The organism is Caproicibacter sp. (assembly GCF_046707225.1).
Taxonomy (GTDB): Bacteria; Bacillota; Clostridia; order Oscillospirales; family Acutalibacteraceae; genus Caproicibacter.
Genome location: NZ_JBJKOP010000036.1, coordinates 202844 through 225829, shown reverse-complemented (window position 1 = coordinate 225829; position 22986 = coordinate 202844). Strand labels below are relative to the sequence as shown.

General features: G+C 46.8%; 22 protein-coding genes and 1 tRNA gene. 11 read left to right on the top strand and 12 right to left on the bottom strand.

The genetic code is table 11. The features are described from left to right. Positions 1 to 14: 14 nt before the first annotated feature. The 5 genes from ACLQ3M_RS10260 to ACLQ3M_RS10240 form a co-directional block, all read right to left on the bottom strand. Entirely contained in the window at positions 15 to 728 is a 714-nt protein-coding gene (locus tag ACLQ3M_RS10260; protein WP_411677588.1) for an ATP-binding protein, read from the bottom strand. An 82-nt stretch (positions 729 to 810) separates the two neighbouring features. Further along, on the bottom strand, positions 811 to 1620 hold the full coding sequence (locus ACLQ3M_RS10255) for an EFR1 family ferrodoxin (RefSeq protein ID WP_411677587.1): 810 nt from the start codon (positions 1618 to 1620) through the stop codon (positions 811 to 813). Between the two features lie 209 nt (positions 1621 to 1829). Beyond that, positions 1830 to 3815 (bottom strand): hypothetical protein, encoded by a 1986-nt coding sequence (locus ACLQ3M_RS10250; RefSeq protein ID WP_411677586.1) that lies wholly within the window; start codon positions 3813 to 3815, stop codon positions 1830 to 1832. A 267-nt stretch (positions 3816 to 4082) separates the two neighbouring features. Continuing rightward, the gene (locus ACLQ3M_RS10245) at positions 4083 to 4289 is read right to left on the bottom strand and encodes a DUF3006 domain-containing protein (protein WP_411677585.1); all 207 of its coding nucleotides are present in this window, start codon (positions 4287 to 4289) and stop codon (positions 4083 to 4085) included. A gap of 16 nt (positions 4290 to 4305) precedes the next feature. Beyond that, positions 4306 to 5226 carry a ComEC/Rec2 family competence protein gene (locus ACLQ3M_RS10240; protein WP_411677584.1) on the bottom strand — a complete coding sequence of 307 codons (921 nt, stop codon included), beginning with the start codon at positions 5224 to 5226 and terminating at the stop codon, positions 4306 to 4308. Between the two features lie 320 nt (positions 5227 to 5546). On the opposite strand from ACLQ3M_RS10240, the gene ACLQ3M_RS10235 reads away from it, so the two are divergent. Beyond that, positions 5547 to 6908 (top strand): APC family permease, encoded by a 1362-nt coding sequence (locus tag ACLQ3M_RS10235; protein ID WP_411677583.1) that lies wholly within the window; start codon positions 5547 to 5549, stop codon positions 6906 to 6908. A gap of 167 nt (positions 6909 to 7075) precedes the next feature. Beyond that, positions 7076 to 7166: transfer RNA gene (locus ACLQ3M_RS10230), tRNA-Leu, on the top strand. A gap of 32 nt (positions 7167 to 7198) precedes the next feature. Here the strand turns inward: ACLQ3M_RS10230 and ACLQ3M_RS10225 are convergent. Beyond that, positions 7199 to 7645 carry a DUF4368 domain-containing protein gene (locus tag ACLQ3M_RS10225; protein ID WP_411677582.1) on the bottom strand — a complete coding sequence of 149 codons (447 nt, stop codon included), beginning with the start codon at positions 7643 to 7645 and terminating at the stop codon, positions 7199 to 7201. A 305-nt stretch (positions 7646 to 7950) separates the two neighbouring features. Between ACLQ3M_RS10225 and ACLQ3M_RS10220 the strand changes: the two genes are divergently transcribed. The 4 genes from ACLQ3M_RS10220 to ACLQ3M_RS10205 all read left to right on the top strand — a co-directional run bounded on the left by ACLQ3M_RS10220 (position 7951) and on the right by ACLQ3M_RS10205 (position 11950). Further along, positions 7951 to 8262, top strand: a complete 312-nt coding sequence (locus ACLQ3M_RS10220) for a DUF3784 domain-containing protein (RefSeq protein ID WP_411677581.1) — start codon at positions 7951 to 7953, stop codon at positions 8260 to 8262. A 119-nt stretch (positions 8263 to 8381) separates the two neighbouring features. Continuing rightward, positions 8382 to 9227 carry a class I SAM-dependent methyltransferase gene (locus ACLQ3M_RS10215; protein WP_411677580.1) on the top strand — a complete coding sequence of 282 codons (846 nt, stop codon included), beginning with the start codon at positions 8382 to 8384 and terminating at the stop codon, positions 9225 to 9227. Positions 9228 to 9386: 159 nt separating this feature from the next. Then, the gene (locus tag ACLQ3M_RS10210) at positions 9387 to 10550 is read left to right on the top strand and encodes a helix-turn-helix domain-containing protein (protein ID WP_411677579.1); all 1164 of its coding nucleotides are present in this window, start codon (positions 9387 to 9389) and stop codon (positions 10548 to 10550) included. A gap of 98 nt (positions 10551 to 10648) precedes the next feature. Then, on the top strand, positions 10649 to 11950 hold the full coding sequence (locus ACLQ3M_RS10205) for an MFS transporter (protein WP_411677578.1): 1302 nt from the start codon (positions 10649 to 10651) through the stop codon (positions 11948 to 11950). A 121-nt stretch (positions 11951 to 12071) separates the two neighbouring features. On the opposite strand, the gene ACLQ3M_RS10200 is transcribed toward ACLQ3M_RS10205, so the two are convergent. Together ACLQ3M_RS10200 and ACLQ3M_RS10195 are read right to left on the bottom strand one after the other, a co-directional pair. Beyond that, positions 12072 to 13160 carry an NAD(P)-binding protein gene (locus ACLQ3M_RS10200; RefSeq protein ID WP_411677577.1) on the bottom strand — a complete coding sequence of 363 codons (1089 nt, stop codon included), beginning with the start codon at positions 13158 to 13160 and terminating at the stop codon, positions 12072 to 12074. 154 nt (positions 13161 to 13314) lie between these two features. After that, on the bottom strand, positions 13315 to 13545 hold the full coding sequence (locus ACLQ3M_RS10195) for a leucine-rich repeat protein (protein ID WP_411677576.1): 231 nt from the start codon (positions 13543 to 13545) through the stop codon (positions 13315 to 13317). Between the two features lie 371 nt (positions 13546 to 13916). Here ACLQ3M_RS10195 and ACLQ3M_RS10190 point away from each other — a divergent pair, with 371 nt between their 5' ends. The 5 genes from ACLQ3M_RS10190 (at position 13917) to ACLQ3M_RS10170 (ending at position 18083) form a co-directional block, all read left to right on the top strand. Next, positions 13917 to 14594, top strand: coding sequence for a response regulator transcription factor (locus tag ACLQ3M_RS10190; RefSeq protein ID WP_411677575.1), 678 nt, complete (start codon positions 13917 to 13919; stop codon positions 14592 to 14594). Positions 14595 to 14717: 123 nt separating this feature from the next. Further along, on the top strand, positions 14718 to 15632 hold the full coding sequence (locus ACLQ3M_RS10185) for an ABC transporter ATP-binding protein (RefSeq protein WP_411677574.1): 915 nt from the start codon (positions 14718 to 14720) through the stop codon (positions 15630 to 15632). Position 15633: 1 nt separating this feature from the next. Beyond that, positions 15634 to 16347, top strand: a complete 714-nt coding sequence (locus ACLQ3M_RS10180; RefSeq protein WP_411677573.1) for a hypothetical protein — start codon at positions 15634 to 15636, stop codon at positions 16345 to 16347. A 10-nt stretch (positions 16348 to 16357) separates the two neighbouring features. Further along, positions 16358 to 17152: a hypothetical protein gene (locus ACLQ3M_RS10175; RefSeq protein WP_411677572.1), complete on the top strand. Its 795-nt coding sequence runs from the start codon at positions 16358 to 16360 to the stop codon at positions 17150 to 17152. A gap of 22 nt (positions 17153 to 17174) precedes the next feature. Further along, positions 17175 to 18083 carry a sensor histidine kinase gene (locus ACLQ3M_RS10170; RefSeq protein WP_411677571.1) on the top strand — a complete coding sequence of 303 codons (909 nt, stop codon included), beginning with the start codon at positions 17175 to 17177 and terminating at the stop codon, positions 18081 to 18083. Positions 18084 to 18434: 351 nt separating this feature from the next. On the opposite strand, the gene ACLQ3M_RS10165 is transcribed toward ACLQ3M_RS10170, so the two are convergent. From ACLQ3M_RS10165 to ACLQ3M_RS10150, 4 genes are all read right to left on the bottom strand, one after another. Beyond that, positions 18435 to 19757: a sensor histidine kinase gene (locus ACLQ3M_RS10165; protein ID WP_411677570.1), complete on the bottom strand. Its 1323-nt coding sequence runs from the start codon at positions 19755 to 19757 to the stop codon at positions 18435 to 18437. Continuing rightward, the gene (locus ACLQ3M_RS10160) at positions 19747 to 20442 is read right to left on the bottom strand and encodes a response regulator transcription factor (protein ID WP_411677569.1); all 696 of its coding nucleotides are present in this window, start codon (positions 20440 to 20442) and stop codon (positions 19747 to 19749) included. Before ACLQ3M_RS10160 ends, ACLQ3M_RS10165 begins: the two co-directional genes overlap by 11 nt. A 66-nt stretch (positions 20443 to 20508) precedes the next feature. Further along, positions 20509 to 21738 carry a TolC family protein gene (locus ACLQ3M_RS10155; protein WP_411677568.1) on the bottom strand — a complete coding sequence of 410 codons (1230 nt, stop codon included), beginning with the start codon at positions 21736 to 21738 and terminating at the stop codon, positions 20509 to 20511. Positions 21739 to 21748: 10 nt separating this feature from the next. Further along, the gene (locus ACLQ3M_RS10150) at positions 21749 to 22963 is read right to left on the bottom strand and encodes an HlyD family secretion protein (protein WP_411677567.1); all 1215 of its coding nucleotides are present in this window, start codon (positions 22961 to 22963) and stop codon (positions 21749 to 21751) included. Positions 22964 to 22986 lie beyond the last annotated feature (23 nt).

Here is a 22986-nt window from a genome sequence, read left to right as displayed (position 1 = left end):
TTTCCGTTCAGCCTTTAATCTTCCACAATTCTGCCGTCCGGCGAAAGAACCGTCACCTGCCAGGGAATCATCTTTCCACAGTCCCGCAAAGCCCGTTTCACGGCGTTTTCTATCCCTCCGCAGCACGGCACCTGCATGCGGAGAACATGAATGTTGCGAATTCTGTTGTTTTTCAGGATTTCAGTCAGCTTTTCCGCATAATCGCCTTCATCCAGCTTGGGGCAGCCGACCATCACGATATGATCTTTCAAAAAGCGGCGGTGAAAATCACCGTAAGCATAGGCGGTGCAGTCGGCTGCGATTAAAAGATTAGCGTTATCCAGCCAGGGAGCGCGGGTCGGTACCAGCTTGATCTGGACGGGCCACTGGGTCAGCTCGCTTTCCACCGGGCCCAAAGGACCCGCCTGTGAAGGCTGCGAATTTTCCCGTACGGCAGGTCGGCGAAGAGTTCTAACCATGCTGCCCGGGCAGCCGCCGGAAGCCGCGGGCAAACCCGATTTTGCCTCTTTCACCGCGGCTTCGTTAAATGAGGGTGCTTCCCGCTCTTCAAACGTAATTGCACCTGCCGGGCAGGCCGGAAGGCAGTTGCCCAGACCGTCGCAGTAATCTTCCCTGACAAGCCGTGCTTTGCCGCCAACCATGGCGATGGCTCCCTCCTGGCAGGCCTGGGCGCAAAGCCCGCAGCCGTTGCACAGTTCTTCCTTAATTTTAATTATTTTCCGAATCATGATCCTATCCTCCGGTATCATTTGATTTGATAGCCCTATTATACCGGAATCTCAGAGTCAAGTCCGTTGTATTTCCAACGATCTAGAACAATTCAGGCTCTTTCCTAGCCGTCAGCCCGACTTCCATTTCTGTTTTGTGCCTCAAAAAATCGGGGTCGTCGAAATATTTTGCACCAACCGGGCACTTTTTTATACACGCGCCGCATTTAATACAGATTCCCGTCAGGACGGACGGATCGTCCGCGCTGATGGAGCCCATTGGACATACGTTCACGCAGGTCATGCAGTGCGTACAGTTTCCTTTTGTTTTTGGTTTCACCTTTCGAATATCCACCGGATTCTTCTGCTCATCTTTCGGCTTGTAATAGCTGCGATACGGTGTATTCCCTTTCACCTCAACCGCAGCCGTCATGCCGGATTCTATTTTTTGAGAAATCAGATCCGCGAATTTGTCCGCCAGTGCCAAATCCTTTTCATCCGGCCGGCCCTTTGCCAGGACGCGGGAAAAGGAGTGCTCTCCGATGAATGCCCCGCCCGCGATCACGTGAAAGCCGTCCTCCAACAACAGGTCGCGCAGTTCAATCAGCGCATCCTCATAGTCCCTGTTCCCGTACAGCACGATCGCCGCGGCCAGCGCGCCGTTTCCGCGGATCGATTTTATGTATTTGAGCAATACGTTCGGAACTCTTCCCGCATAGACCGGAACGCCCGCGATCACCAGATCGTTTTTCCCGAACGAACAGCTTTTTTCCCTTTCCTGCGGAAGCGTGAAATCCACACGGTTTACGGTGGAATCCCCGATTTCTCCGTTCAGTTTTTCGGCAACCCTGTGAACAATTTTCTCCGTTGTCCCAGTTGCGCTGAAATAAAGCATATGAATATGATAACCCATTTAGCATCCTCCTGCAGATCAGATTCCGGTTCGTTACCGCGTTTTCCCCGGCGGCAAATTTTCGCACCGATTTTTAGATTCAAAGATTCTTTTATCCTACAGGATTTTTCAGAAAAAAGCAATCAGTTTCGGGCATTTAACCAAAATAACTGATAGAAAAGCCGCGCGCCTGCAAACTGCAAGCGAGCGGCTTCTCGGCTAATTTTGTCTTATTGAATGGTGATGACACATATTTTCTTCGCATCCTGATTGGGAACGGAGGCGTAGATACCGGTCTGCTGACCGGAACTCCCGGTGCCGACAACCTTAAAGAAAAAGTCGTTTCCAACGCGTTTGACAAAATATGTCTGAATGACCCCGGACGAGCCGGACCCAAAATTGACGGATGACGCTCCCGGCGCCGTGATCTTAAACTGATATCCGGCCCCCGCGGCAAGGCTGAAATTATTGTTGGTGTCTGATTTCAGCTGAATCCGGCCAACCGTCACAACGCAGATTTTTTTCGCATCCTGTCCCTTTACAGAAGCGTAAATGCCGGTCTGCTCACCCGGTTTTCCAACCGCGGTAATTTTGTAATAAAAATCATTGCCGACATGCCTTACAAAAACAGGCGCAACCACCTTGGAAGACCCCGCGTTAAACTGAATGGACTTAACGCCGGGCGCGGTGATTTTAAACTGGTAACCGGCTCCCGCCGCAAGCTCGAAATCATCGTTTGTGTCTGAGGTAATCTTCACGGGAGCGACCGTAACGGCACAAACTTTCAGAGGTACGCGGCCCGGAGCATTCATGTAAAACCCGGCGCCCTGCCCGACGTCGCCGGTCGCGGTAATTTTATATAACGTTTCGTTGCCGGAGGTGCTCAATTTTGACACAGAGAACACGCCGGAAGAAGCGGCATAAAATCCGGTCGCCCCGGTAATGCGGAACACATAGCTGGAACCTTTCGCAAGAGAGAAATCATTGTTGGTATCGGATTTGACGCCGACCGGTTCCGTCACAGAGAATTTGCCCGCGTTAACGGTATCGTCATCCTCTCCGATATCCGGAAAAGAAACCAGCAGATTGGCGCTTGCGCCGACCGCGCCGGTCGCGGCGACCGTACAATAATAGTCAATTCCATCCTTGCGCACGGACTGCACGGAAAACACCCCGTCCTGATCCGGTACAAACGACGGCGTCCCGCCGCCCATGATGGAAAATTTATAGGTGTAGGTTTTTCCGCGCTCAACGGAAACTTCTTTCGGCGCGTCAAAGGAAACAGAAGGCTTACTGTCGTAATTCACGGTAACCGCAAAGCCGGCGGTTTCTCCGTTCAGAGTCGCCTGTATTAAAGAAGTGCCTTCATGATCGGCATCCATGACATATTCATATCCGCCTTCCACCTTACCCACCGGGGTAATCGACACGTTGTCGTTGCCTGCCGTCACTTCCGGAGCGGCAGCGGAGGTTGTGCGGACGACAAAATGATAGCTGTCAAAAAGGCTGCAGACATAAGTGGATTTCGTATCCATACTGAGGTCGCTGTTTTCCGCAATCGTGACATCGCACAGCTTTTTGGGAATGACATAATCGGAACTGCCAAGAGAAAGCGTACCCGTCGCTCCGTCGTTTCCCGTTGCGTCGACCCGATAGAAAAAGTCGTTGCCGTCGGAGCCTTCCAGCGTAACATTAAAGTCATCCGGCTGATCGGTCACAAGGGTCGGATAAGTAAAGGTATCCGCATCAAGATTTTCATAATGAATCTTTATGTAGCGGCTGTTTCCGGAGGGAAGAGTAAAATCTTCCGTCTGGTCCGCTTCGGCGGTGTAATCCCATTCATAACCGGTGTCCTCAACCGTAATGGTTTTGGCAACCGTCGTTCCGTCGGAAGCGGTCAGGGTTATGGTCGCTTCCCCCTCTTCCCATCCTTCCAGAACCAGCGTATAGTAGCCTGAGTCTCCCGATTCTTCTTGCAGAGAGACCTTTAAAACGGATTCGTCGCTGGACGAAGCCTCCAGTTGAACTTCCGGCTGGTCAATTTCGATTTCATAAGTGGTTCTGCTGTATTTTTCGACTGTTGTCACCGAGTCAAAATCATTGAGTGAAATGACCGATGATGCGGTTTCTTCCGCAAACGCCAAATTTCCGGTAAACACGGAAAAAATCAGCGTCAGAGTCAAAACCATGCTTAGAATGCGATACTGCTTTTTCACTTTTCATTCCCTTTCTGCTGTTAAGTTCGGACCCGAATTTTTGGGAATTCAGGTCAGTGCTACTATTTTATAAGCCAAAAAGAGACAGGAAATAGCAGAAAGGAATATTGCTTAAATTTAATTATTTTGGAGAATTATAGTAATTTTTCTTCCTCAAAGCAAGAAAAATATTTGGCAGACATCTGCTTTTTTGGTAATCCCAATGAATGTTTTCCAGATCTTTTCAATTTTTCCAGAAAAGCATTGCGGAGGAAACCCTCCGTCGGGTCAGTCCAGCCAAATGTCATCCATCATGTTTTGTATCTTCTCGCGTCTTGCGGCGGTTCGTTCACGATTGATTTTAAATCTCAGGTCCAGCACATCCCCCTCCCGCGCCTCCTCGGGCAGAAGATTTCTGGGAAATGGAATCAGCCGCCCATCCTCAAATTCAAGGATACATTGATCTTTTTCAAACCTTTCAACCACCGCTTCCATCTCGCTCTCCCCTTTCTCAAGCTGCGGGCCGCATGGGCGCGTCCGCTTCTTCCATGCCGGGCACATGCTTCTCAACCGTTATGTTGTTCCCATCGGACTGAATTTTTATGGTTCCGTCCTCGTCGGTACGGTAAGTTTCAGCGCCGATTCGCCGTAGCTTTTTCAGTGTCGATTCCGCCGGATGACCGTATGAATTATCTTTTCCAACCTCAATCACCGCATATCGCGGTGAGACCCGTTTTAAAAAGGCCTCCGTTGAAGCCGTATCGCTGCCATGGTGCCCTACCTTTAGCACGTCCGCATGGACATCGGCCGTTATCTCCTTTTCCGACTGCGCACCGGCATCCCCCATAAAAAGGAAAGACGTGTTATCATAAGACAGCTTGATCACGGCGGAATACTGATTCAAATCGTTGTATCCGCTTCCAACCGGCGCGACGAGTACGGCTTTCAGATCGCCGCGGTCCAACAGGGTAACACCGGCCCGGGCTGTTTGGATTTGCAGCCCCTTTTTTTGAATGGAGGACAGCAAATTCTCAAAAGTTTTACTTGTCGCTGACACCTTTGGCATATAAACGGAACCAATATCAACGGACTGAACCACCCTCGACATTCCGCCGATATGATCCGCGTGAGGATGCGTCGCCACCAGATAATCGATTTTCTTAATCGACTGTGTGTCCAGAAAGCGGGTAATCTGGCCCCCGTTTTCCGGGTTTCCGGCATCAATCAGCATATTGCGCCCGTCCGGCAGCTCAATGAATTCGGAATCCCCCTGCCCGACGTCAAGGTAGTACACCGACAGCTCGTTGCGCCGTTCCGACGGTTTCGGTGAAGTAAGGCCCGCCGTCACTCCCTTCTGCGGCTGCATGGAAATTACCGCCGCGACAGCCAGGACAATCAGGATCGTTAAAGCCCAGAAAGATCTCTGTTTCATTCTTTTCATGGTATCCTCTCTTTCTATTGCAGATTTACGCATACTTGTTTATCATACCTTCGGTCCCAATCTTTGGCAAGATCAAATTCAAGCAATAACCGCGAGAAGAAAGCCTTTCCACAAACAGGCCTTGCCGAATGGCAACAGCTCTGCCAGACGAAAAGAGCGGACCTCTTTCCATATTTAATTCAGAGTTAAATTAAACGGATAAATATAGAATATTTCAATTGTTTTTAGCGATTTAAATTGATATACTTAAAAAGGTTAACCCCGTCGATCTTTTTTAGGAAACGAGCGGGAGCTAAGGGAGGAAAAAGTTTATGGAAAGTACTTTGAAAAAAAAGTACGGTTTGTTGACAGCCATTGCAATGGTTGTTGGAATTGTAATTGGAAGCGGTGTATTTTTTAAAGCAGAGGCGGTTCTGAAGGCAACGGGCGGCAATATGCCGATGGGGATCGCCGCTTGGCTGATTGTGGGTTTCATTATGATCGTCTGCTCCTATACATTTGCAACCATGGCCACAAAGTACGAAAAGGTAAACGGCATTGTCGACTACGCGGAAATGACGGTCGGAAGAAGATACGGCTACTACGTCGGATGGTTCATGGCTACGATTTATAATCCTACCCTGACTTCCGTGCTGGCATGGGTTTCCGCCCGGTTTACCTGCGTATTGCTGGGCTGGGATATTACGGGGGGACCCTGCATGACGATCACCTGCTTTTATTTAGTCGGCAGTTATGCCCTGAACGCACTGTCCCCTGTTCTCGCGGGAAAATTTCAGGTTACAACTACTGTCATCAAGCTCATTCCGCTGCTCTTAATGGCGGTTGCCGGCACTTTGATCGGTCTTTCCAACGGCATGACAGTGCAGAATTTCACACAGGCCGCAGAAAGCGGCTCCAGCACAGGCGGGGGCTTGTTCGCATCCGTTGTTGCGGTCGCATTCGCATATGAAGGCTGGATTATCGCCACATCGATTAACTCCGAGCTGAAAGATTCCAAAAAAAATCTTCCGAGAGCCCTGATCTGGGGTTCACTGATTGTAGTCGCCGTCTATGTTTGTTATTACATCGGCCTCGCGGGAGTTGTACCGACGGAAACATTGATGAAAAACGGTCAGGCTGGAGCAGAGCTTGCTTTCCGGAAGATATTCGGTCCGGTCGGCGGATCCCTGATTTTTGTTTTTGTCATCATATCCTGTCTCGGAACGCTGAACGGCCTGATGCTCGGATGCACCAGAGGAATGTATTCTCTGGCTGTCCGCGGTTCCGGTCCCATGCCGAAAGTATTCAGTCAAGTGGATCCTGTTACCAATATGCCCGGCAACTCCTCGATCTTGGGTCTTTTGCTGTGCGGTGTCTGGCTGCTTTATTTCTTTGGTGCTGTTCTTCAGGCAAAGCCTTGGTTCGGGCCGTTCTGCTTCGATACCTCGGAACTACCAATCATCACGCTGTACGCCGGCTATATTCCCATTTTTCTGCTTCTTCTCCTGAAAGAAAAAGAACTGAATGTATTCAATCGGTTTGTCATGCCGACATTTGCTATTTTGGGCTGCGTGTTCATGATGATTGCAGCATGTATCGCGCATGGAATGTCGGTCGTTTACTATTTAATAATATTCGGAGTAATCATGTGCATTGGAATCCCGTTTGACCCTTATAGCAAAAAGCTCAGATAAAACAAATCGGGCGCGGGGAATCAGTAATAAATTTCTCTCTGATTCCTCGCCGACATGCTGGATTTTTCTATTTCAAAATCTCGAATTTACAAACTGTGCGCTTTTAAAAAAATGAATAAAAAGGTTGACAAGTGCAGAATCGTATGATAAGATATACAAGCTGAGTCGCGAGAGTGGCGAAATTGGCAGACGCGCAAGATTCAGGTTCTTGTGAACCATTAAACGTTCATGCGGGTTCAAGTCCCGCCTCTCGCACCATGTGGAGTGTCCTTATAAGGACACTCCGTTTTTTATCCGGCTTTTGCTTGGGAGTAGCTTAGTGCTACTCCTTTTCTCGTTTTTAAGCGTACATCCGCTTCCGGGATGCTCTCGTGCTCCGGCACGGTAAAGGCTCCGATACAGTTGTAAAAAATGGTAATGCGCTGAACAGTCTGCCCGCCGACATTCTCGGCATGATATACGTCGATATGGTCAATCAACTCCGTTACCATCCGCTGTGAAAGTTCCCGAGCATTGGTATATCGACGAATCGTCTCCAAGAAATTATCGGCGGTCATGAGTTGTCCGCCTACTTTCCGCAACTCCGATTTGAGTGCCTTGACTTTGGCGGCGTTCTCTCCCTGCTCCTGTTCACAATTCTTGGACATTTTGGCAAGCCGCTCGTCGTTGATCTTCCCCGATACGTTATCCTCATACAGCCGTTCAAAATGCGTGTCCAGTTCTGAAAAAGTAAGCAACCATTGATGGATTGAGCATTATCAGCTGTTTAATTTACACTCTGCTGTTTGGTAACACCTCAATTGAACCGGGATTATTTGCATAGATAAGATCAAAAGCAGAAGATTGTTTTGAGAGAACCATAATTTCTTACAGAAAACAATTGCAAAAGTTCTAGTCTTTTGCTTTTTGATCAACTTAAAAAGTTTGCAAAAAGTTTGCTTTGTTATATAATAATTTCAATTACATTACGAATATTGCTATTTAAGGCAGGTGTGTCGATTCTTACGAAAACAAACAGAAATTTATGGAGGTGGCAAAATTTTTGTTTGAATTAATTTTAATGATAGCTTTGGGAAGTTTATTTGGTTTTCTGGGGTGGAGAATATGGAAAAAGGAGCAGATAACGCTGATACATGACTATCATTATACAAAGGTTACAGAAATAGATAAAAAACCATATACAGAAAAAATGGGTAAAGCAATGATCATGATGGGAACAGGAATGTTCTTAACAGGTATTATAGATTTTGTATCCGGGACCGCATACGGTTGGATTGCTTTTGGTATTTGCTTTGTTGCAGGTCTTATCATCATGGTGTTGGCGCAAATCAAATATAATCATGGTATATTTTAAAAAATTTAACGTTTAATTGTGTGCGCCGATAATGGGGACTAAGTAAACAAACGGGAAGCTCATTCAGCCATAACGGAATAAAAGTTAAAATGATGAAAAGCCTTAACTGGAGATTTAGAATGAATAAAGATTTTAAGGAAAATACGGTTCAGTATACCCTTTGCATTCCATTATGGGGACGAATGCTTGCAGAAAAAAAATACACTAATTTGTTTCCAGATCACTGTGCGGAACGCATCCTTCGAGAGTTGAATGTTGATTTGTCAAAGAGCAAGCTATATAAGCTGGAGTATGCCTATCTGAACTGCGCGGTTCGTCAGTATGATTTTTCCTGTGAAATAGGCCGCTATTTAGAAGATCACCCGCACGCAGCAGTCTGTGAGCTTGGAGCGGGTCTGTCAACCTTGCGCGAGCAATTAAAGAATGAGAGTAACCCATGGTATAACCTTGACATGCCGGATGTTATCGCGCTAAGGGAAAAGCATATCCCTGCAGGCATTAACGAAACAAATATTGCCTGTGACCTGAATGACTTTTCGTGGTTTGACGCAATTGATTTTAAACCACAGGATGGTATTGCTTTTATTGGCGGCGGGTTGTTTTACTATTTTGAAAAAGAGCAGGTAAAGCGTCTTTTCTGCGCTATGGCCAAGAAATTTCCTGGTGGCATCATTGCTTTTGATGCTACAAATGCTATGGGACTGCGAGGCGTTAATAAGGAAGTAAAGCTGGCAGGTAACGCGACTAAGTCATACTTCTCACTGGAGAACCCCAAAAGCGAGATAGAATCATGGTCGCCCAATCTGACCCAAGTATCTGAAAAAGACTACATGCGGGGATATTTACGGGATACCTCTCAATTTGGTTTTATTACCCAGATCGCAATGCGGATTTTCACATGGACACATATATCTTTTATCGTACATGCTGAGTTTAGAAGCGCTTCTGAAAGGCCAGCTACCTAGCAAAAACAATCTTCATACAATTTGATTATTAATTTGAATTCAGCAAATTTAAATTGCTACACAAGAGTGGAATAATGAGAAACAAGCACCAAATACAGATTGTTTATATTTTATGAATTACAAACAGAACGGATTATAAAACTGGGAAAGTGAAGGCCAATGAGCGGACATTTTGTTGGGATTCTCATTAAAAAAGAAAGGCTCCGGAATGATTGGAGTCAGGATGGTTTGTGCAAAGGTATCTGCGCTGTTTCCTACTTGTCAAAAATTGAGCAGGGCAAAGCTGATGCAAGTCAGGAAATTATTCAGCTGTTGATGCAGCGGTTGGGAGTCAAATGGTACAATGACGAGACTACTTACAAAAAGGCTAAGGGGCTCGCTTACCAACTCTACGATGCGCTTTTTTCAGATGATCAAGCGGCATTAGAAGCAGCCAAGCAAGAGATGAGCGAAAACTGGGTGATGTTTTCAAACTGCCCCTACATGCTTGATTTTTTGCTGTTTCATGCGTTTTTCACAACTTCGAATTGCTCTGATCTCAACGACTTTGAGCCTGATTTTGATAAACGCCAACAGACCCTGTGGCTGCTTTTGCAGAATAATTATGAAGCTTTGCTTCGACAAAATCCATCTGCTTATATTTATCTGGTTGCAGGTACGGCCGCCTATCAGTCTGGAAATTATTCAGTGGCACTTGAACGTCTGCAGCAGAGCTATAATCTGGCGGCCCAGCTGGGTTATGTCTTCATCATGTTGAAGAGTCGCATGTTCATGGGAAACTGTTATAGCGATATGATGGATTTTGAACGTATGGAGGAACATTTCCGGGTGGCGGAGCGGCTAGCAACGGCCCTTGGTGACAAAGAAACACTCAATTCCATTCACTATAATACACAGTCTACCAATTTAGAATTGGGACATATAGAAGCAAGCTATGATTATTTTTCCAAGATAGAGCATCCAAACCCGATGACCCTGCATAAACTGGCTGTCTGCTGCGAAAAGCTTGGGAAAACAACCGAAGCGCTAAATGCCATTAACCGCGCGGAATCAGAAAAATGTGATTGCCCGTCTAAGGATTTGACACGGGACATGTGCGAATTGATACGATATCGCTTGGAGCATCCCGGGTATCTAAAGGATAGCGCTTATGGAGAGATTCTGATTGCCTGCTTTGAACGGATCAGAACACAATTGCCAAACGGGTTCACGAATTTTCACTTACCATGGATACTCGAATGGTATACTGCCTCCCGACAATACAAGCAGGCGTATGAGTTGATTGCAAATTTTCCTTTCAATAAAGCTTTAACGCATATTTAAGTCTGAATTCAGGCTTTATTTTCCCAAATATACACTATTCCATTTGACTAATCGCTGATTTATAATAAATTCAAACACTTATGAAGGATTTGAATTTATTGAAACAGACGCTTTGGACACGAAATTTTAATCTGCTGACATCTGCATCTATTTTGGGGGCGGCGGGCGGTATTGCAGGAAACTTTGCCCTCTCATTCCTGGTATATGACAAGACGAAAAGTACCCTGGCTGCCGCCCTGATTATAGCTATTGCCGTAATTCCTAATTTTTTGATTCCACTATTTTTGGCTCCTCTTATGGATCGGCTGCCCCGTAAGCCATTCCTGGTAATGGGTCACTTTGTGGAAGGCACTTTATATGCATTAGCCGGGATCTATCTTTTGAACTTTCGATTTACCTATTTTGGATATTTGTTGTTCTCCCTGCTCTTATCAAGCCTTTCCACATTTGATTCGCTGGCTTTCGACTGTATATTTCCAAAGCTGATCCCGGACGACTTTAAAGAAAAGGGTTATACTGTCTCCAGCATGATTTTTCCTGTTATGCAGGTTATCATGGCGCCAGTTGCAGCAGTTTTGTACAAAACCATCGGCGTCGGTAATATTCTGCTGCTTCAAGGCGGGCTCTCGGTGCTGGCCGCGATCATGGAAAGCAATATCCGCATCACGGAGGAAAACCATATATCAGATATGCATTTTTCTTTTCGCGTATGGCGGCAGGATTTGCAAGCGGCAGTCCAATATTTGAGAAAAGAAAAAGGGCTACTCAATATATACAGCTATATGGCGGTAACCAATGGCGTAGCTGGCGGTATGTCTCCGATTTTAATCGCATTTTTCAGCGTTACTCCCGGTTTCAGCATTGCCATGTATTCCTTTTTTACAGTAGCGGAGTTTATCGGACGTTCTGTCGGAGGAATTTTACATTACCATATAAAGATTCCTGAAAAAAAGCGCTTTTCCTTTGCTTACTTTGTTTATCAAACCTACGAAATAATGGATATGATGCTGCTGTGGCTTCCATATCCGTTTATGCTGGTGAATCGCGCGATTTGTGGCTTTTTGGGCATAAACAGTGCTATCATGCGGCAGGCTGCGGTACAGCAATACATTCCCGAGGAATACCGTGCACGCTTGAACGCCTTTGAATCGATTATGTACTCTGTAGCCTATAGTTTGCTCGCGCTTGCTGTCGGTGCGCTGGGCGAAGTCTTAAGCTATCGTGTGTGCCTGACTGTATGTGCGGCATTTACCTCACTGGCCTGTGTCGCCACGATCTGGCATGGCCGCAGTCAGGTAAGCAAGATATACAATCGGTTACCGGTTGAATCTGATATAATCGTTGACTTATCAGCGAAAGATGAAAACATAGATACGCGGAACAATGAGAAACTAGCGTAAATTTGGATTGCTTGTAAATTTTAAATGACGGATTAGAGTACCTAGTCCCGCCTTTTTAGGAAAACGATTATACGCATTTTTGTAAATTGTGACCCAGGTGATTTTTACAAGAACATGCAGTCTACTTGGACAATAGCGGAGTCAACCATTTCAGCAGATCAAAACTGCTGTCTGAACTGAGAAGACGACTGATAAGGGTATCGGCAAATTTTAAATTACTTCTTTTTACAATTCGGTCCAGATCATCGTTACTTAACCCTTCAAGAAACCGTCTTAAAGCAAGGGAATGGTTGTAATTTTCAAATAATGGTTTTACCAAATCGTCATAATGGGCGAGATTACAAATATCCAACGCGGCATAAATACCTGTCAGAATAGATGAAAACTGTCCAAAGCCCAATCCGGGAGAAAGAGCGCCGAAGCAGTTGCCTACAAAATAGGTATTCCCAATTTTGGGAGATTCGCAAATTCCGGCAATGTAGTGGATAATCTGAAATCTATCTGTTATTTTCAGGCTTTGCCGCAAGTCCCTACAGGCTAAGTCAAACATCAGTTTCCACATTTTATCAATATCATAGATTTCTGCCTGTGGATATTCTGGAAAGGCAATCACCAAATTTGCTTCTTTTTGTGAATAAGGAATAAGCCAGGCATATCCTTTGGGAAGAATATCATAATTAAACCACACATGCGGCTCAGATGTTAAAAAGGTTCCTTCCACAGTGGCACCTTTTAAAGAGCAAGTGATGTCGCATCGGTAATTGTTCAGTTTAATGGAATAATCTCCATCTCCAGTTGCTAAAACAATCGAATCAAAATCCTTTGAGATTTCAGTATATTCCTTTAAAAAATTAAAATTGATTTTGCTTTTCACTTGCCGGCTGAGCTGGTTCTCAAAAGAATTTTCGTGCCGTCCACGTATATTGGTGTACCCGATTTTTCCCTCTACACTGCTTTCCCCATTTAAGGAATGGATCATCAAGTGGTTTGTTTCGCTGATTGGCTCAAGATGAATACCGTACACTTCAGATAAGTAAGAAAGGCCATCCTTAACTGGTCTTTCCAGAATGCTGAACATGGCTTCGGCATTGACAAACCGGTCCCCAACACAACTTCTCTTTTCAAAAATCGATGGGTTAACTCCATGTTTCTCAAGTGTAATTGCACAGGATAATCCGGAAAGGCCCGCTCCAAAAATTGCTACTTTCATTCCTTCACCCCATCTTCAGATCTATTTTAGTATTTCTCCTTAATCAGTACAAATGCACACCTTTATGTTATTCGGCTAATGTACGAGCTAAAAACCCTTTCTAAAATCGCAGCAAAAGGGGAAACCTTGATGTTGAAACGAAAAGTGTACTAATTCATGCTTTTATCTTTTGAATAAAGCATGCCGCCCGAACTGCAGTACCTGCTGCTTTTTCATCTGCATTGATTGCAGATGAATTTGAGCATTTTAAAAACGCGTCGCTGCCTATAATCGAAATATTTTCCGGTATTGTTACACTGGTAAGATTTTTACAGCCGCAAAATGCATCGCCGTCGGAGATCGAAATATTTGACAGGTTAATCGTTTTCTCCGATTTTTTTAACACTTTTCGGTATTGATATGCTTTTTAGTTTATTTCAGTCGAAAAACGTATTATCAGGAATTTCATTTAATTTTCAGGTAATGTTATGCTTTCTAAATTGGCGCAGTCTAAAAAAGGACCCGCAACGATTGAAGTCACATTATTGGGGACCGTATGTTTGAAAAAGCACATTTTCCAAATGCATTATCGCCTATTGCCGTAATTCAGTCAGGCAGCGACATATTTTTTAAGTTTTCGCAGGCAGAAAATGTGTAGTCTCCGATTTTTTTACACCTTTAGGCTGCATAACGCTTAAGGTCGTTTAGTTAGGGCACATTAGGTTAGAAAGGGCGCGGGCACCGAATTTGTGCTATAATTATCTGGGGTGATACGGTATGCCAAATATTCTGGTGATTGAAGATGATAAGGAAATCAGCCTTTTGCTTTGCAATATACTAACTGGAAATAACTATTGCTGTCTTCCTCGATTTTCAGGGAAAGCCGCATACGAAACCATGAAGAACAGCAAATTTGATATGATTCTCCTGGATTTGATGCTTCCCGAGATTTCAGGCGAAGAATTACTTATAAACTATCGGCGGTTTTCAAATATCCCGGTTATTATTATTTCCGCCAAGGATGAAACTGCAGTGAAGGTCGATATGCTTCGCACAGGCGCGGACGACTATATCACCAAACCTTTTGACAATGAGGAAGTGTTGGCGAGAGTAGAAAGCAACTTAAGGAGAAGCCGAGGCTATTCGTCCTCACCGCTTGTCGCCGGGCCTTTGGAATTTGACACGGAAACCAGTCGCTGCACAGTGTCAGGAAAATTTGTTTCGTTAACGGGAACTGAAATAAAAATACTTCGATTGCTTCTGGAAAATCCGCAAAAATTATTTACGAAAGCCAATCTTTTTACAAGTGTCTGGGATGAGGAATACAATTATGATGACAATGCCGTCAATACACACATCAGCAATTTAAGACGAAAATTGAGAGCTGTTTGCCCAGACCGGGAATTTATCGAAACAGTTTGGGGCATTGGATATAAACTTGCTGTCAATTCCTAATCAATTTGTCGCCTGTTCTTGTTTTACATGAGAACAGGCGATTTCTTTAGAATCTTTTTAGAATCTCTTTAGAAACTCTTGAGAATTGCCATTCATAATAAATGGCAAAGGGAGATGAACGGAATGGAAGAAACCGTTTTTGAAGCGAGAAATTTAACGAAGAAGTACCGGCATACATTAGCGCTCGATCATATGAATCTTTCATTGCAGCGCGGCGAGATATATGGTTTTATCGGCGAAAACGGCGCGGGAAAAACCACTACGATACGTCTTGTCACAGGCTTATCGTTTCCGACAGAGGGAAGCATATCGTTGTTTGGAAAACTTGGGGAAAAAGAACTGCAAATGCAGCGCGCCCGCATAGGGTGCATGGTGGAAACGCCTGCGCTTTATAAAAACATGACCGCTGAACAGAATCTGGAGGCTCAACGAATTCAGCGAGGCATTCCGGACCGAGAATGCATCGGCAAAACATTGAAACTGGTTGGCTTGTCAGATACAGGTAAAAAAAGCGTGCGTCATTTTTCGCTTGGCATGCGCCAGCGATTGGGCATTGCAATGGCTCTGCTGAATGACCCTGAATTTTTAATTCTTGACGAACCGATCAACGGCCTTGATCCGTCAGGAATTGTGGAAATCCGGGAACTGATGAAACGGCTCAATCGTGAAAGAGGAATTACACTTCTTGTTTCCAGCCATATCCTCAGTGAGTTGTATCAGACGGCCACACGTTATATCCTGCTGCATAAAGGCCGCGTATTGGAAGAATTAACTCAAAATGAGCTGGATGAAAAATGCAAGCGGCATATCGCCATTAAAACAAACGATGCCTCTAAAACGGCGGCCGCGCTGGAAAACGCTCTTCATACGACAAATTTTCATGTCATGCCTGATAATACAGTGCGACTTTATGATCATTTGAACAACTTGGAAGATATCGCACGGACTCTTGCACAGGCAGGTTTGCTCGTAACTGGCCTCAGCCTTGCCGGTGCCAGTCTGGAAGACTATTTTCTGCATAAAATAGGAGGCCGGTGATATGGGAAAATTGTTTCACGCAGAAAGGTATAAACTCTTTCACGACACAACGTTCTGGATAACCCTCGTTGTAATCATAGCGATTAATATCATTGTAATCTCCGGCAGTGCAATCTTCAGTATGTCAGGGAATCAAGCACTTTCGGAAATGATGAGAAAAGAGATCCTTACAATTTTAATATCGTGCATCTACGGGGGCCTCTTTATCGGCAGCGATTTCGCGGACCGAACGCTGTATCATGCATTGATGGCAGGAAAAAGCCGTGTAGCCGTGCTTTTGGCGAAGACCAGCGCTTTTCTAATCGCGATTGATGTTATACTGTTTCTTTTTCCCCTATTCCTTACCATTACCTGTACCGTAAGGAACGGGTGGGGTACTGTGCTTTCCCCGGGTGCAATTTTGCAGTTGGCAGGTTTGATTGCGGCACTTCTCATTCTCGGGTTTGCAATCGGAACTTTTTCCCTGTTGGCGGCAGTCTGCTTCCGCGATGTCGGCCGCACCATCGGTATTCCGATCATCCTGTACTTTGTTATGATCCTGCTGTTGAATGGCTCTCATGCCAATATGCTTGCACATGTTTTCCCGGCTGGGATCTTGCTCCTTATGGTAAACGGCACAGTTTCTCCGGCTTATGGCATACTGGTGGGGATTCTATGGTCGGTATCCCTGTTTGCCATTTCTTCTTTGATTTTTCGGAACGAAGAGCTTTGCTGAGAGGTGTAAAATGAGTAATTTGATAAAACACAGATGGTTTGAAATAAGGCATAATCCGATTTTTGGGATCACACTTGTGGTATGCTGTGCATTCACTCTTCTAATTACAAATTCCACCGGATTGCAATACCTGACAGACCCCCCTATGGTTGCAGGCGTTTCTTATAACATCAAAGGCTTTTTTGCAGCCTTAACGGCGGACACAATTTACCCATTGCTGATGATCAGCGACACGTTTACCGCAATGATGCTTGGTCAGCTATTCTCTGATCGGACAGTAGATCAGGAGGTTGCAGCGGGCCACAGTCGGAAATCCATATTCTTCAGTCAATGCATTACGGGATTTGCCGTTCCAAACATCGCCGTTTTCCTGGCAGTATTCGTTGGCTGTCTGCGGTGGGCGGGAAGCATTCCATCCCCTTCCGCAGAAGAAATGCTCCCTTATCTATTTCGTGCTACTGTACTATTGCTGTTACTGAATTTTTCACTTTTCTCGGCCTGTATCCTTATTGTGGCATTTCTCAGAGACACAGCCAAAACGATCACCACTTCCGCATTGTTCCTTTTGGTCGCCTGCTGGACAATGCCGGCTTTGGAACAAGCTGTTCCAAAGGTTCATGGGACTCTTTATCCACTAAATCCGTCGCTTTCGTTGTACCTGCATCCCGCATTCTTAATGCGATATGCCTTATATTCAACGCTTACTCCTTTACAGATGTTTTGGACTGCCGGTGTAGCCGTAGGCTGGACAATTTTCTTTTTAGGCATCGCCTATTGTGTATTCCGCAGATGTGAATTAAAATAGCAGAGGAAGAAGGCGGTGAATAATGATCTGGATCCTATTGGGCGTCTGTATTGCAGCATGCATTTTAGCAACCCGCCTTTTTCGCCTAAAGCGACAATTTCGTAATATAACCGTTCAACTGAACGAACGCACAAGTGAGAAGACAGAAAAAATGGTAACGGTTGCATTGATTGACGACGATCTCAGCAAACTTGCCGCTGCGATTAACCGAAATTTAGAATTGCAAAAAAAACTGCGTATTGAAGTACGCCGTAGTGATCTTCAACTAAAAGATTCGATTGCAAATCTTAGCCATGATCTGCGGACACCACTGACTTCAATTTTAGGATATCTGCAATTGTCTCAGAATCCCGAGTGCCCGGATGAAAAGCGCAAGGAATATCTGAAAACCGTCGATAATAAGGCACATGCCCTGAAATCCATGATCAACAATCTGTATGAACTGTCTGTACTGGATGTCAGGGAAACACCGCTTAAAACAGAGAAGCTGGACTTAAACCGATTGCTTGGTGATGTTTTAGCAGGCCAATATGAACTGCTTCATAGACTTGGAATTACTCTTAACGTTCATCTCCCTAGTCATCCCGTCTGGATCACCGGTGATTGTGTTGCCTGCACACGCATCATCCAAAATTTACTGAACAATGCGTCACGTTATGCAAAAGGAAATGTCGGAATCAGTTTGGAAGCGTCCGGTTCCTATGCTTTTTTGTCCATTCGCAATCCAGCGCCAAATTTAAAGGCGGATGATATCAAACATCTGTTTGAGCGCTTTTATACAGCAGACAAATCCCGAAACAGCAGCGGATCGGGACTTGGCCTTTACATTGTAAAGACGCTAATAGAAAAAATGAATGGGAAAATCGCTGATGTTACTTTGCAAGAATGCCTCCTTCACATGAAAATAAAGTTTCCTTTGGCCCTGAACTGAAGTGTGTTATATGTTCTAAGCGTCTCAGTGTTTTATTCACAACTATTGTTCTAAACAAAAAAGCCGGAGTAGCCAATTCCTTTTGGGATGGTTGCTCCGACTTCTTTTTTTGAGTTGTTTTGCAATAGCCCCCGCAGGGAACATGTTGCGCTTTGGCGCCCCCACCGACTTGTCTGTGGGTATCTATGAAAAACAAAGAACCTGTCTGATTACGCCGCATATTTCTTGAGTTCCAAAAGGGAGCTGGCAGCGGCTGACGGACATCGCAGCCGAAAATCCGAAGCATTATCCGGCGGAATCTTTCTTGCCCATCTGAGTTAAGGGTTTCAGGTGAAGTGCTTTAGTTGAACTTCAGGAATTTTTCATATTAATCAGGTGTCGGCCCGTCCCGCATTCCTCCGGCAAACAGAAGATGACGCGCAGGCCGCCTTCCCTCCGGTTTTCCGCACAAATGCTTCCTCCGTGCGCCTCAATGATTTCCCGGCAGATCGAAAGGCCGAGGCCCGCAAAGGTACGGGCCTTGTCCGAGGTATAGAACGGTTCAAAGATCTTTCTGAGTTCCTCTTCGTTTTTTACGCCGGTTCCGTTGTCTTCCACTGAGAAAATCACGCTGCCGTCCTCCCTTTTGCAGACGACGGAGATTTGGAGCGGTGTTTTGCTTCTGTGATTGAGGCTGTTGTCAATCAGATTTCCGAAGATGCGCCGAATCTTGGAGAGGTCCACGGCGAGCTTAACCTGCGGGCAGTCGATTTTCAGGGAAAACGGAACGCCCCTCTCCCGGAGTTCTTCACCGTATTCTAACTGCAGGACCTGCCCAAGCTGCTCTACCGTGACCAACTGCTTTCGAAGCGAGGATGGGGCATGGTAGCTGAGGTACTCGTCAAAATCGTCGATCAGGGACTTAATGGCGACCGATTTACGGTAGATGGTGTCGACATACTGCTCCCGTTTTTCCTCGGTCAGGGATTTCTTTTTCAGGCGTTCCGCATAGCCCATTACAGAGGTAAGAGGCGTCTTGATGTCATGGGAAATGGAAACGATGATTCGTTCCTGCTTTTGCTTTTCCTCTTCAAGCGCGTCTGTCAGATCGGCAAACCGGTTCTGAAGCTGACCGATTTCATCGCGGCGTTTGACTCGCTCGGGCCGGATTCCGGACTGATAGCGCTCCATTTTTTTCTGTAGGGAAACGACCTGCTTTGCATACCGCACATAAATATAGACGCCGCTCAGCACCAAAACGATAAAAATGATACCAAGCTCCGTTGTAAGCAAATCATGAGCGTTTTGAAACGCGGAAAGGTTTGTGATGGAAACCCCTTTTGTAATCTGAAGAAGACAGGTTTTCCCGTCAAAGGGAAAGAGAGCGGAAGCGCGGTGTTCAAATGTGACGCCCATTTTGTTTCTGCTTTGAAACAGAATGTTCCCCGTTTCGTCCTGAACCAGGATCAGGAGGTGTTCCGTTTCAGAGATTTTTTCAAGTTGGGTGGCGGCGTCTCCGCGGTTCTTCAGTTCGGCGGAAATGCGGTCCGTCTCCTTCTGCAGTTCATCCTGGACCTCGTTGCTCGTTTCTGAGATCTGAGTGGAAAGATAAAAGTGGTAATATCCGACGATGAGCAGAAAATTGCACAGCATGGCAAGCAAAATAAAAAAAGGGAGCTTGATTTTAATGCTCACTGCCGTTCCCCTCATTCTTTACGAATTTATACCCAACGCCCCAGACGGTCTTAATGCGGCGGCCGTCCCGGTCGATTTTATCCCGCAGATTTTTGATGTTTACGGCCACCGTACCGATATCCCCGTAATCCATTCCCCACACCGACTGGAAAATCTGCTCTCGCGAAAGTACCTTTCCCGCGTTCTCGCAGAGAAAGCTTAGAAGCTGGAATTCCCGCAGGGAAAGGGAAACCGGTTCCCCCCGAACGGTGACATCGTAGCTTTCAACGTTCAGACAAACGTCCCCCGCTTCCAGAAGCACCGGCTTTGCCTGCCGGCTCCTCCGCTCCCTGCGCAGATGCGCTTTGACCCGGGCGACCAGTTCATCCACGACAAACGGCTTTGTGATATAGTCATCCGCGCCCATCTCAAAGCCGAGCATGGCATCAAGCGTCCGGCTTTTCGCAGTGACAAACAGAATCGGGCAGGAAACAGTTTCCCGGATTCGGCGGCAAATCTCCAGTCCGTCAACGTCAGGCATCATGATATCGAGAATAATCAGCGCAATTTCCGAATCATTTTTGATATTTGTCAGAGCGCTTTCCCCGTTAAAGGCAAGAAGGCATTCGTATCCCTCGTCGCTTAGAGAATCAGAAATCAGCTCAGCAATCTCGCGGTCATCGTCCGCAATCAGAATTTTTCCCATTCTTACCCCTCCCGGCTCTTATCCTTTTCTCATCTTACCATATTTTCTGTCGGTTTCAAATAAATTTTAGCCGCCGGAAGAAGACAGATCTAAAACTCCAAGCAGAGCCCAACGGTACTGTTCCTGGGAAGAAAACAGGCCGTACTGCGCCTGGCTGAGAGAAGCTTTCGCGCTATCGCAGTTCAACTGCGCGTTTTTTACATCGAGTTCGGAGGCGATTCCGAGAGAATTTTTCTGCTTAACGGCCTCCAGCGCCTTCTCCTTTGCGTCGTAAGCGGACTGTGCCGAGGCTACAAGGGATTGTTTCAGTGCCACGTCGTCATACGCCTGGCGGAAAGCCGCATCGAACTGATTCTTCGCCAGATCGCGGTTCAACAGCGACGCTTTGCGTGTTTCGACTGTGGAATCCAGGTCTCTGTCGTAATCTTCGTCGGCAATGTCAATTTCCTTCTGTTTTTCCTGAAGAGTCCAGTTGCTGTCCAGTGCCGTCCGGTAATCGGTGTCATAGTCCATCTTGGCGATTTTGTCGGAATCAGCCTGCGGCATTGAAGAAAGCTTCAAACTGTAATCGTCAGAATAACCCAGCAGAATTCTCAGGTTATCCCTGACAGCTTTCATCTGGCTGACCAGCTTGGCCAGTTGGTCGGCCGCCGTGTTTTGCTGCTGCTGCGCGCTCAGAAGGTCGGTCTGCGACATCAGCCCAACCTGCGCCCGAAGCTGGTCAGCCTGATAAGCGGCGGCCAACACCTGCTGCTGTTCGGTCAGCACAGAGCGCTGAGAGTTCAGGACGTGGTAGGTTACAAACAGCTTCTGCGCGGCGACGACGATCTGGTCGGCCGCGTCGTTCATCTGAAGTTCCGTTTTGTCAATCTGGTCATCGTCCGTTTCCAGTTGGTCCGCTTCACTGTCAAGAATGGAACAAATCGCACTGATGGACGCGATGCTTCCCTGCAGCGACTTGCCGATCGCCTGCGTTTCTGTCGAAGCGGGAAGCGCACTTACGGCGGCATCCGCCTGCTGAAGCATTTTGCTCACGCCAGAGAGCGAAGCGGCGCTGGAATGAAGATCGCCGATTTTCTGTTCGGCGAGGTCATTGTCCTGCAGGGCTTCCAGCGTCTGGTTGTTGGCCCTGATGGTCTGGTTGCTGGAACGGACGTAATTTTCAAGATCCGAGTAACTTACAGTCAGCACCTGCGGTTCGGTGCCGTCCGACGTATCCGCGGCGAAAGCCGGGACCGCGCCGCAAAGCAGCAGAGCTGAGAGCAAAAGCGCCGTCGATTTTTGAAATTTCATCATAGACTCCTCCTCATTTCACCGGAAAATACACGTCTGCTGTGTACCCGGGCTTAAGCAAAGTTTTAGGGTCCTTCGGCTTTACCAGTATACGGACGACACGTTTGCCGTCCTTTTCCACCGCGAGGCTCGGGATCTGCGTGACGGTGCCGGAAAGCGAAGCGTCCGGCGCAGAGGTCGGTACGATTCGAACGGTTTCGCCTACCTGTACCCTGCCGATAAATTCCTCATCCACCTCGGCGCTCACCGTGAGTGAATCCGCGTCGATGAGCTGCAGCACTTTGGTCGGCTGATTCTGCGTTCCAAGATGGTCGGCGTCGCTGACGGCAATGTTCTGCACAATCCCGTTTTTCAGGTCGGAGACGATCTGATTTCCTTTGAGGTAGTCCTTCTGAGTTTTCGCCGTCATGACATCCAGGTCCGCCTGCGCCGAAGAGATTCCGCTTTTCTGCTTTTCCTGATTCGCTGTATTGCTGTCGTTCAGTGCGGCAAGCTGCGCCTGTTTGGATTTCAGCGACACACTGAGCTGGTTGATCTCATCCTTCAGAGCGTTCTTAGTTTTCGTCAGGTTGTCCTGAACATCCGACAATGCCTTCTGTTTCTGGTTCAGCGCGTCCGTGTACTGGTCGAGCACGGATTTTGCCACGGCGCCCGAATTGTACAGGGCCTGGTAGTTTTGAACGTCCTGTTTGGCGTTCGCGACCTCTTTCTGCGCAAGCGTCAGCGAATTCTGCAGAAGCTGCAGGTCCGGGCTGGTTCCCTTGTTGTACTCGCTTGTCTTTCGGCTCAGGACGCTCTGCGTTTCGGCGATGTCCGCCTCAAGCGCCGCGGTGTCCTGCGTGGCTGCGGAGAGCCCCGCCTGGTTGGCTGAAAGCGTGCCCTGAAGCTTCGTGAGCGCCGCCTGGTACTCCGAAAGGTCCAGTGTAACGAGGGGCTGGCCCAAAGTCACCCGGTCCCCTTCCTTCACATCGACATTTGTCACGATGGAGGGAAAATCGACGATTACATCAACGGACCGGCTGTACTTTACTTCGCCCCAGGCATCGATTTCGCCGCTATGTGCCGCCGTGCCGGAAGACGTGCCATCCTTTGTTTTGGAAGATAAGCCCGCCCGTGCATGGAAAACACCAAAAGCCACCAGAAGAGCGGCCAGCGCTCCGGCCGCGAGCAAAACCGTTTTTCGATGGGATACGTTCCACTCTTTTCCCTTTGTGATCCAGTTTTTCATCTGTAAACCCCCTGAAGGTTGAT

Excerpts from the sequence above, each read along its gene's own strand:
- ACLQ3M_RS10185 (WP_411677574.1), top strand. The coding sequence starts at position 14,718 with ATGGAAGAAACCGTTTTTGAAGCGAGAAATTTAACGAAGAAGTACCGG.
- ACLQ3M_RS10245 (WP_411677585.1), bottom strand. The coding sequence starts at position 4,289 with ATGGAAGCGGTGGTTGAAAGGTTTGAAAAAGATCAATGTATCCTTGAA.
- ACLQ3M_RS10170 (WP_411677571.1), top strand. The coding sequence starts at position 17,175 with ATGATCTGGATCCTATTGGGCGTCTGTATTGCAGCATGCATTTTAGCA.
- ACLQ3M_RS10150 (WP_411677567.1), bottom strand. The coding sequence starts at position 22,963 with ATGAAAAACTGGATCACAAAGGGAAAAGAGTGGAACGTATCCCATCGA.
- ACLQ3M_RS10175 (WP_411677572.1), top strand. The coding sequence starts at position 16,358 with ATGAGTAATTTGATAAAACACAGATGGTTTGAAATAAGGCATAATCCG.
- ACLQ3M_RS10155 (WP_411677568.1), bottom strand. The coding sequence starts at position 21,738 with ATGATGAAATTTCAAAAATCGACGGCGCTTTTGCTCTCAGCTCTGCTG.
- ACLQ3M_RS10255 (WP_411677587.1), bottom strand. The coding sequence starts at position 1,620 with ATGGGTTATCATATTCATATGCTTTATTTCAGCGCAACTGGGACAACG.
- ACLQ3M_RS10190 (WP_411677575.1), top strand. The coding sequence starts at position 13,917 with ATGCCAAATATTCTGGTGATTGAAGATGATAAGGAAATCAGCCTTTTG.
- ACLQ3M_RS10210 (WP_411677579.1), top strand. The coding sequence starts at position 9,387 with ATGAGCGGACATTTTGTTGGGATTCTCATTAAAAAAGAAAGGCTCCGG.
- ACLQ3M_RS10160 (WP_411677569.1), bottom strand. The coding sequence starts at position 20,442 with ATGGGAAAAATTCTGATTGCGGACGATGACCGCGAGATTGCTGAGCTG.
- ACLQ3M_RS10180 (WP_411677573.1), top strand. The coding sequence starts at position 15,634 with ATGGGAAAATTGTTTCACGCAGAAAGGTATAAACTCTTTCACGACACA.
- ACLQ3M_RS10215 (WP_411677580.1), top strand. The coding sequence starts at position 8,382 with ATGAATAAAGATTTTAAGGAAAATACGGTTCAGTATACCCTTTGCATT.
- ACLQ3M_RS10260 (WP_411677588.1), bottom strand. The coding sequence starts at position 728 with ATGATTCGGAAAATAATTAAAATTAAGGAAGAACTGTGCAACGGCTGC.
- ACLQ3M_RS10200 (WP_411677577.1), bottom strand. The coding sequence starts at position 13,160 with ATGAAAGTAGCAATTTTTGGAGCGGGCCTTTCCGGATTATCCTGTGCA.
- ACLQ3M_RS10240 (WP_411677584.1), bottom strand. The coding sequence starts at position 5,226 with ATGAAACAGAGATCTTTCTGGGCTTTAACGATCCTGATTGTCCTGGCT.
- ACLQ3M_RS10235 (WP_411677583.1), top strand. The coding sequence starts at position 5,547 with ATGGAAAGTACTTTGAAAAAAAAGTACGGTTTGTTGACAGCCATTGCA.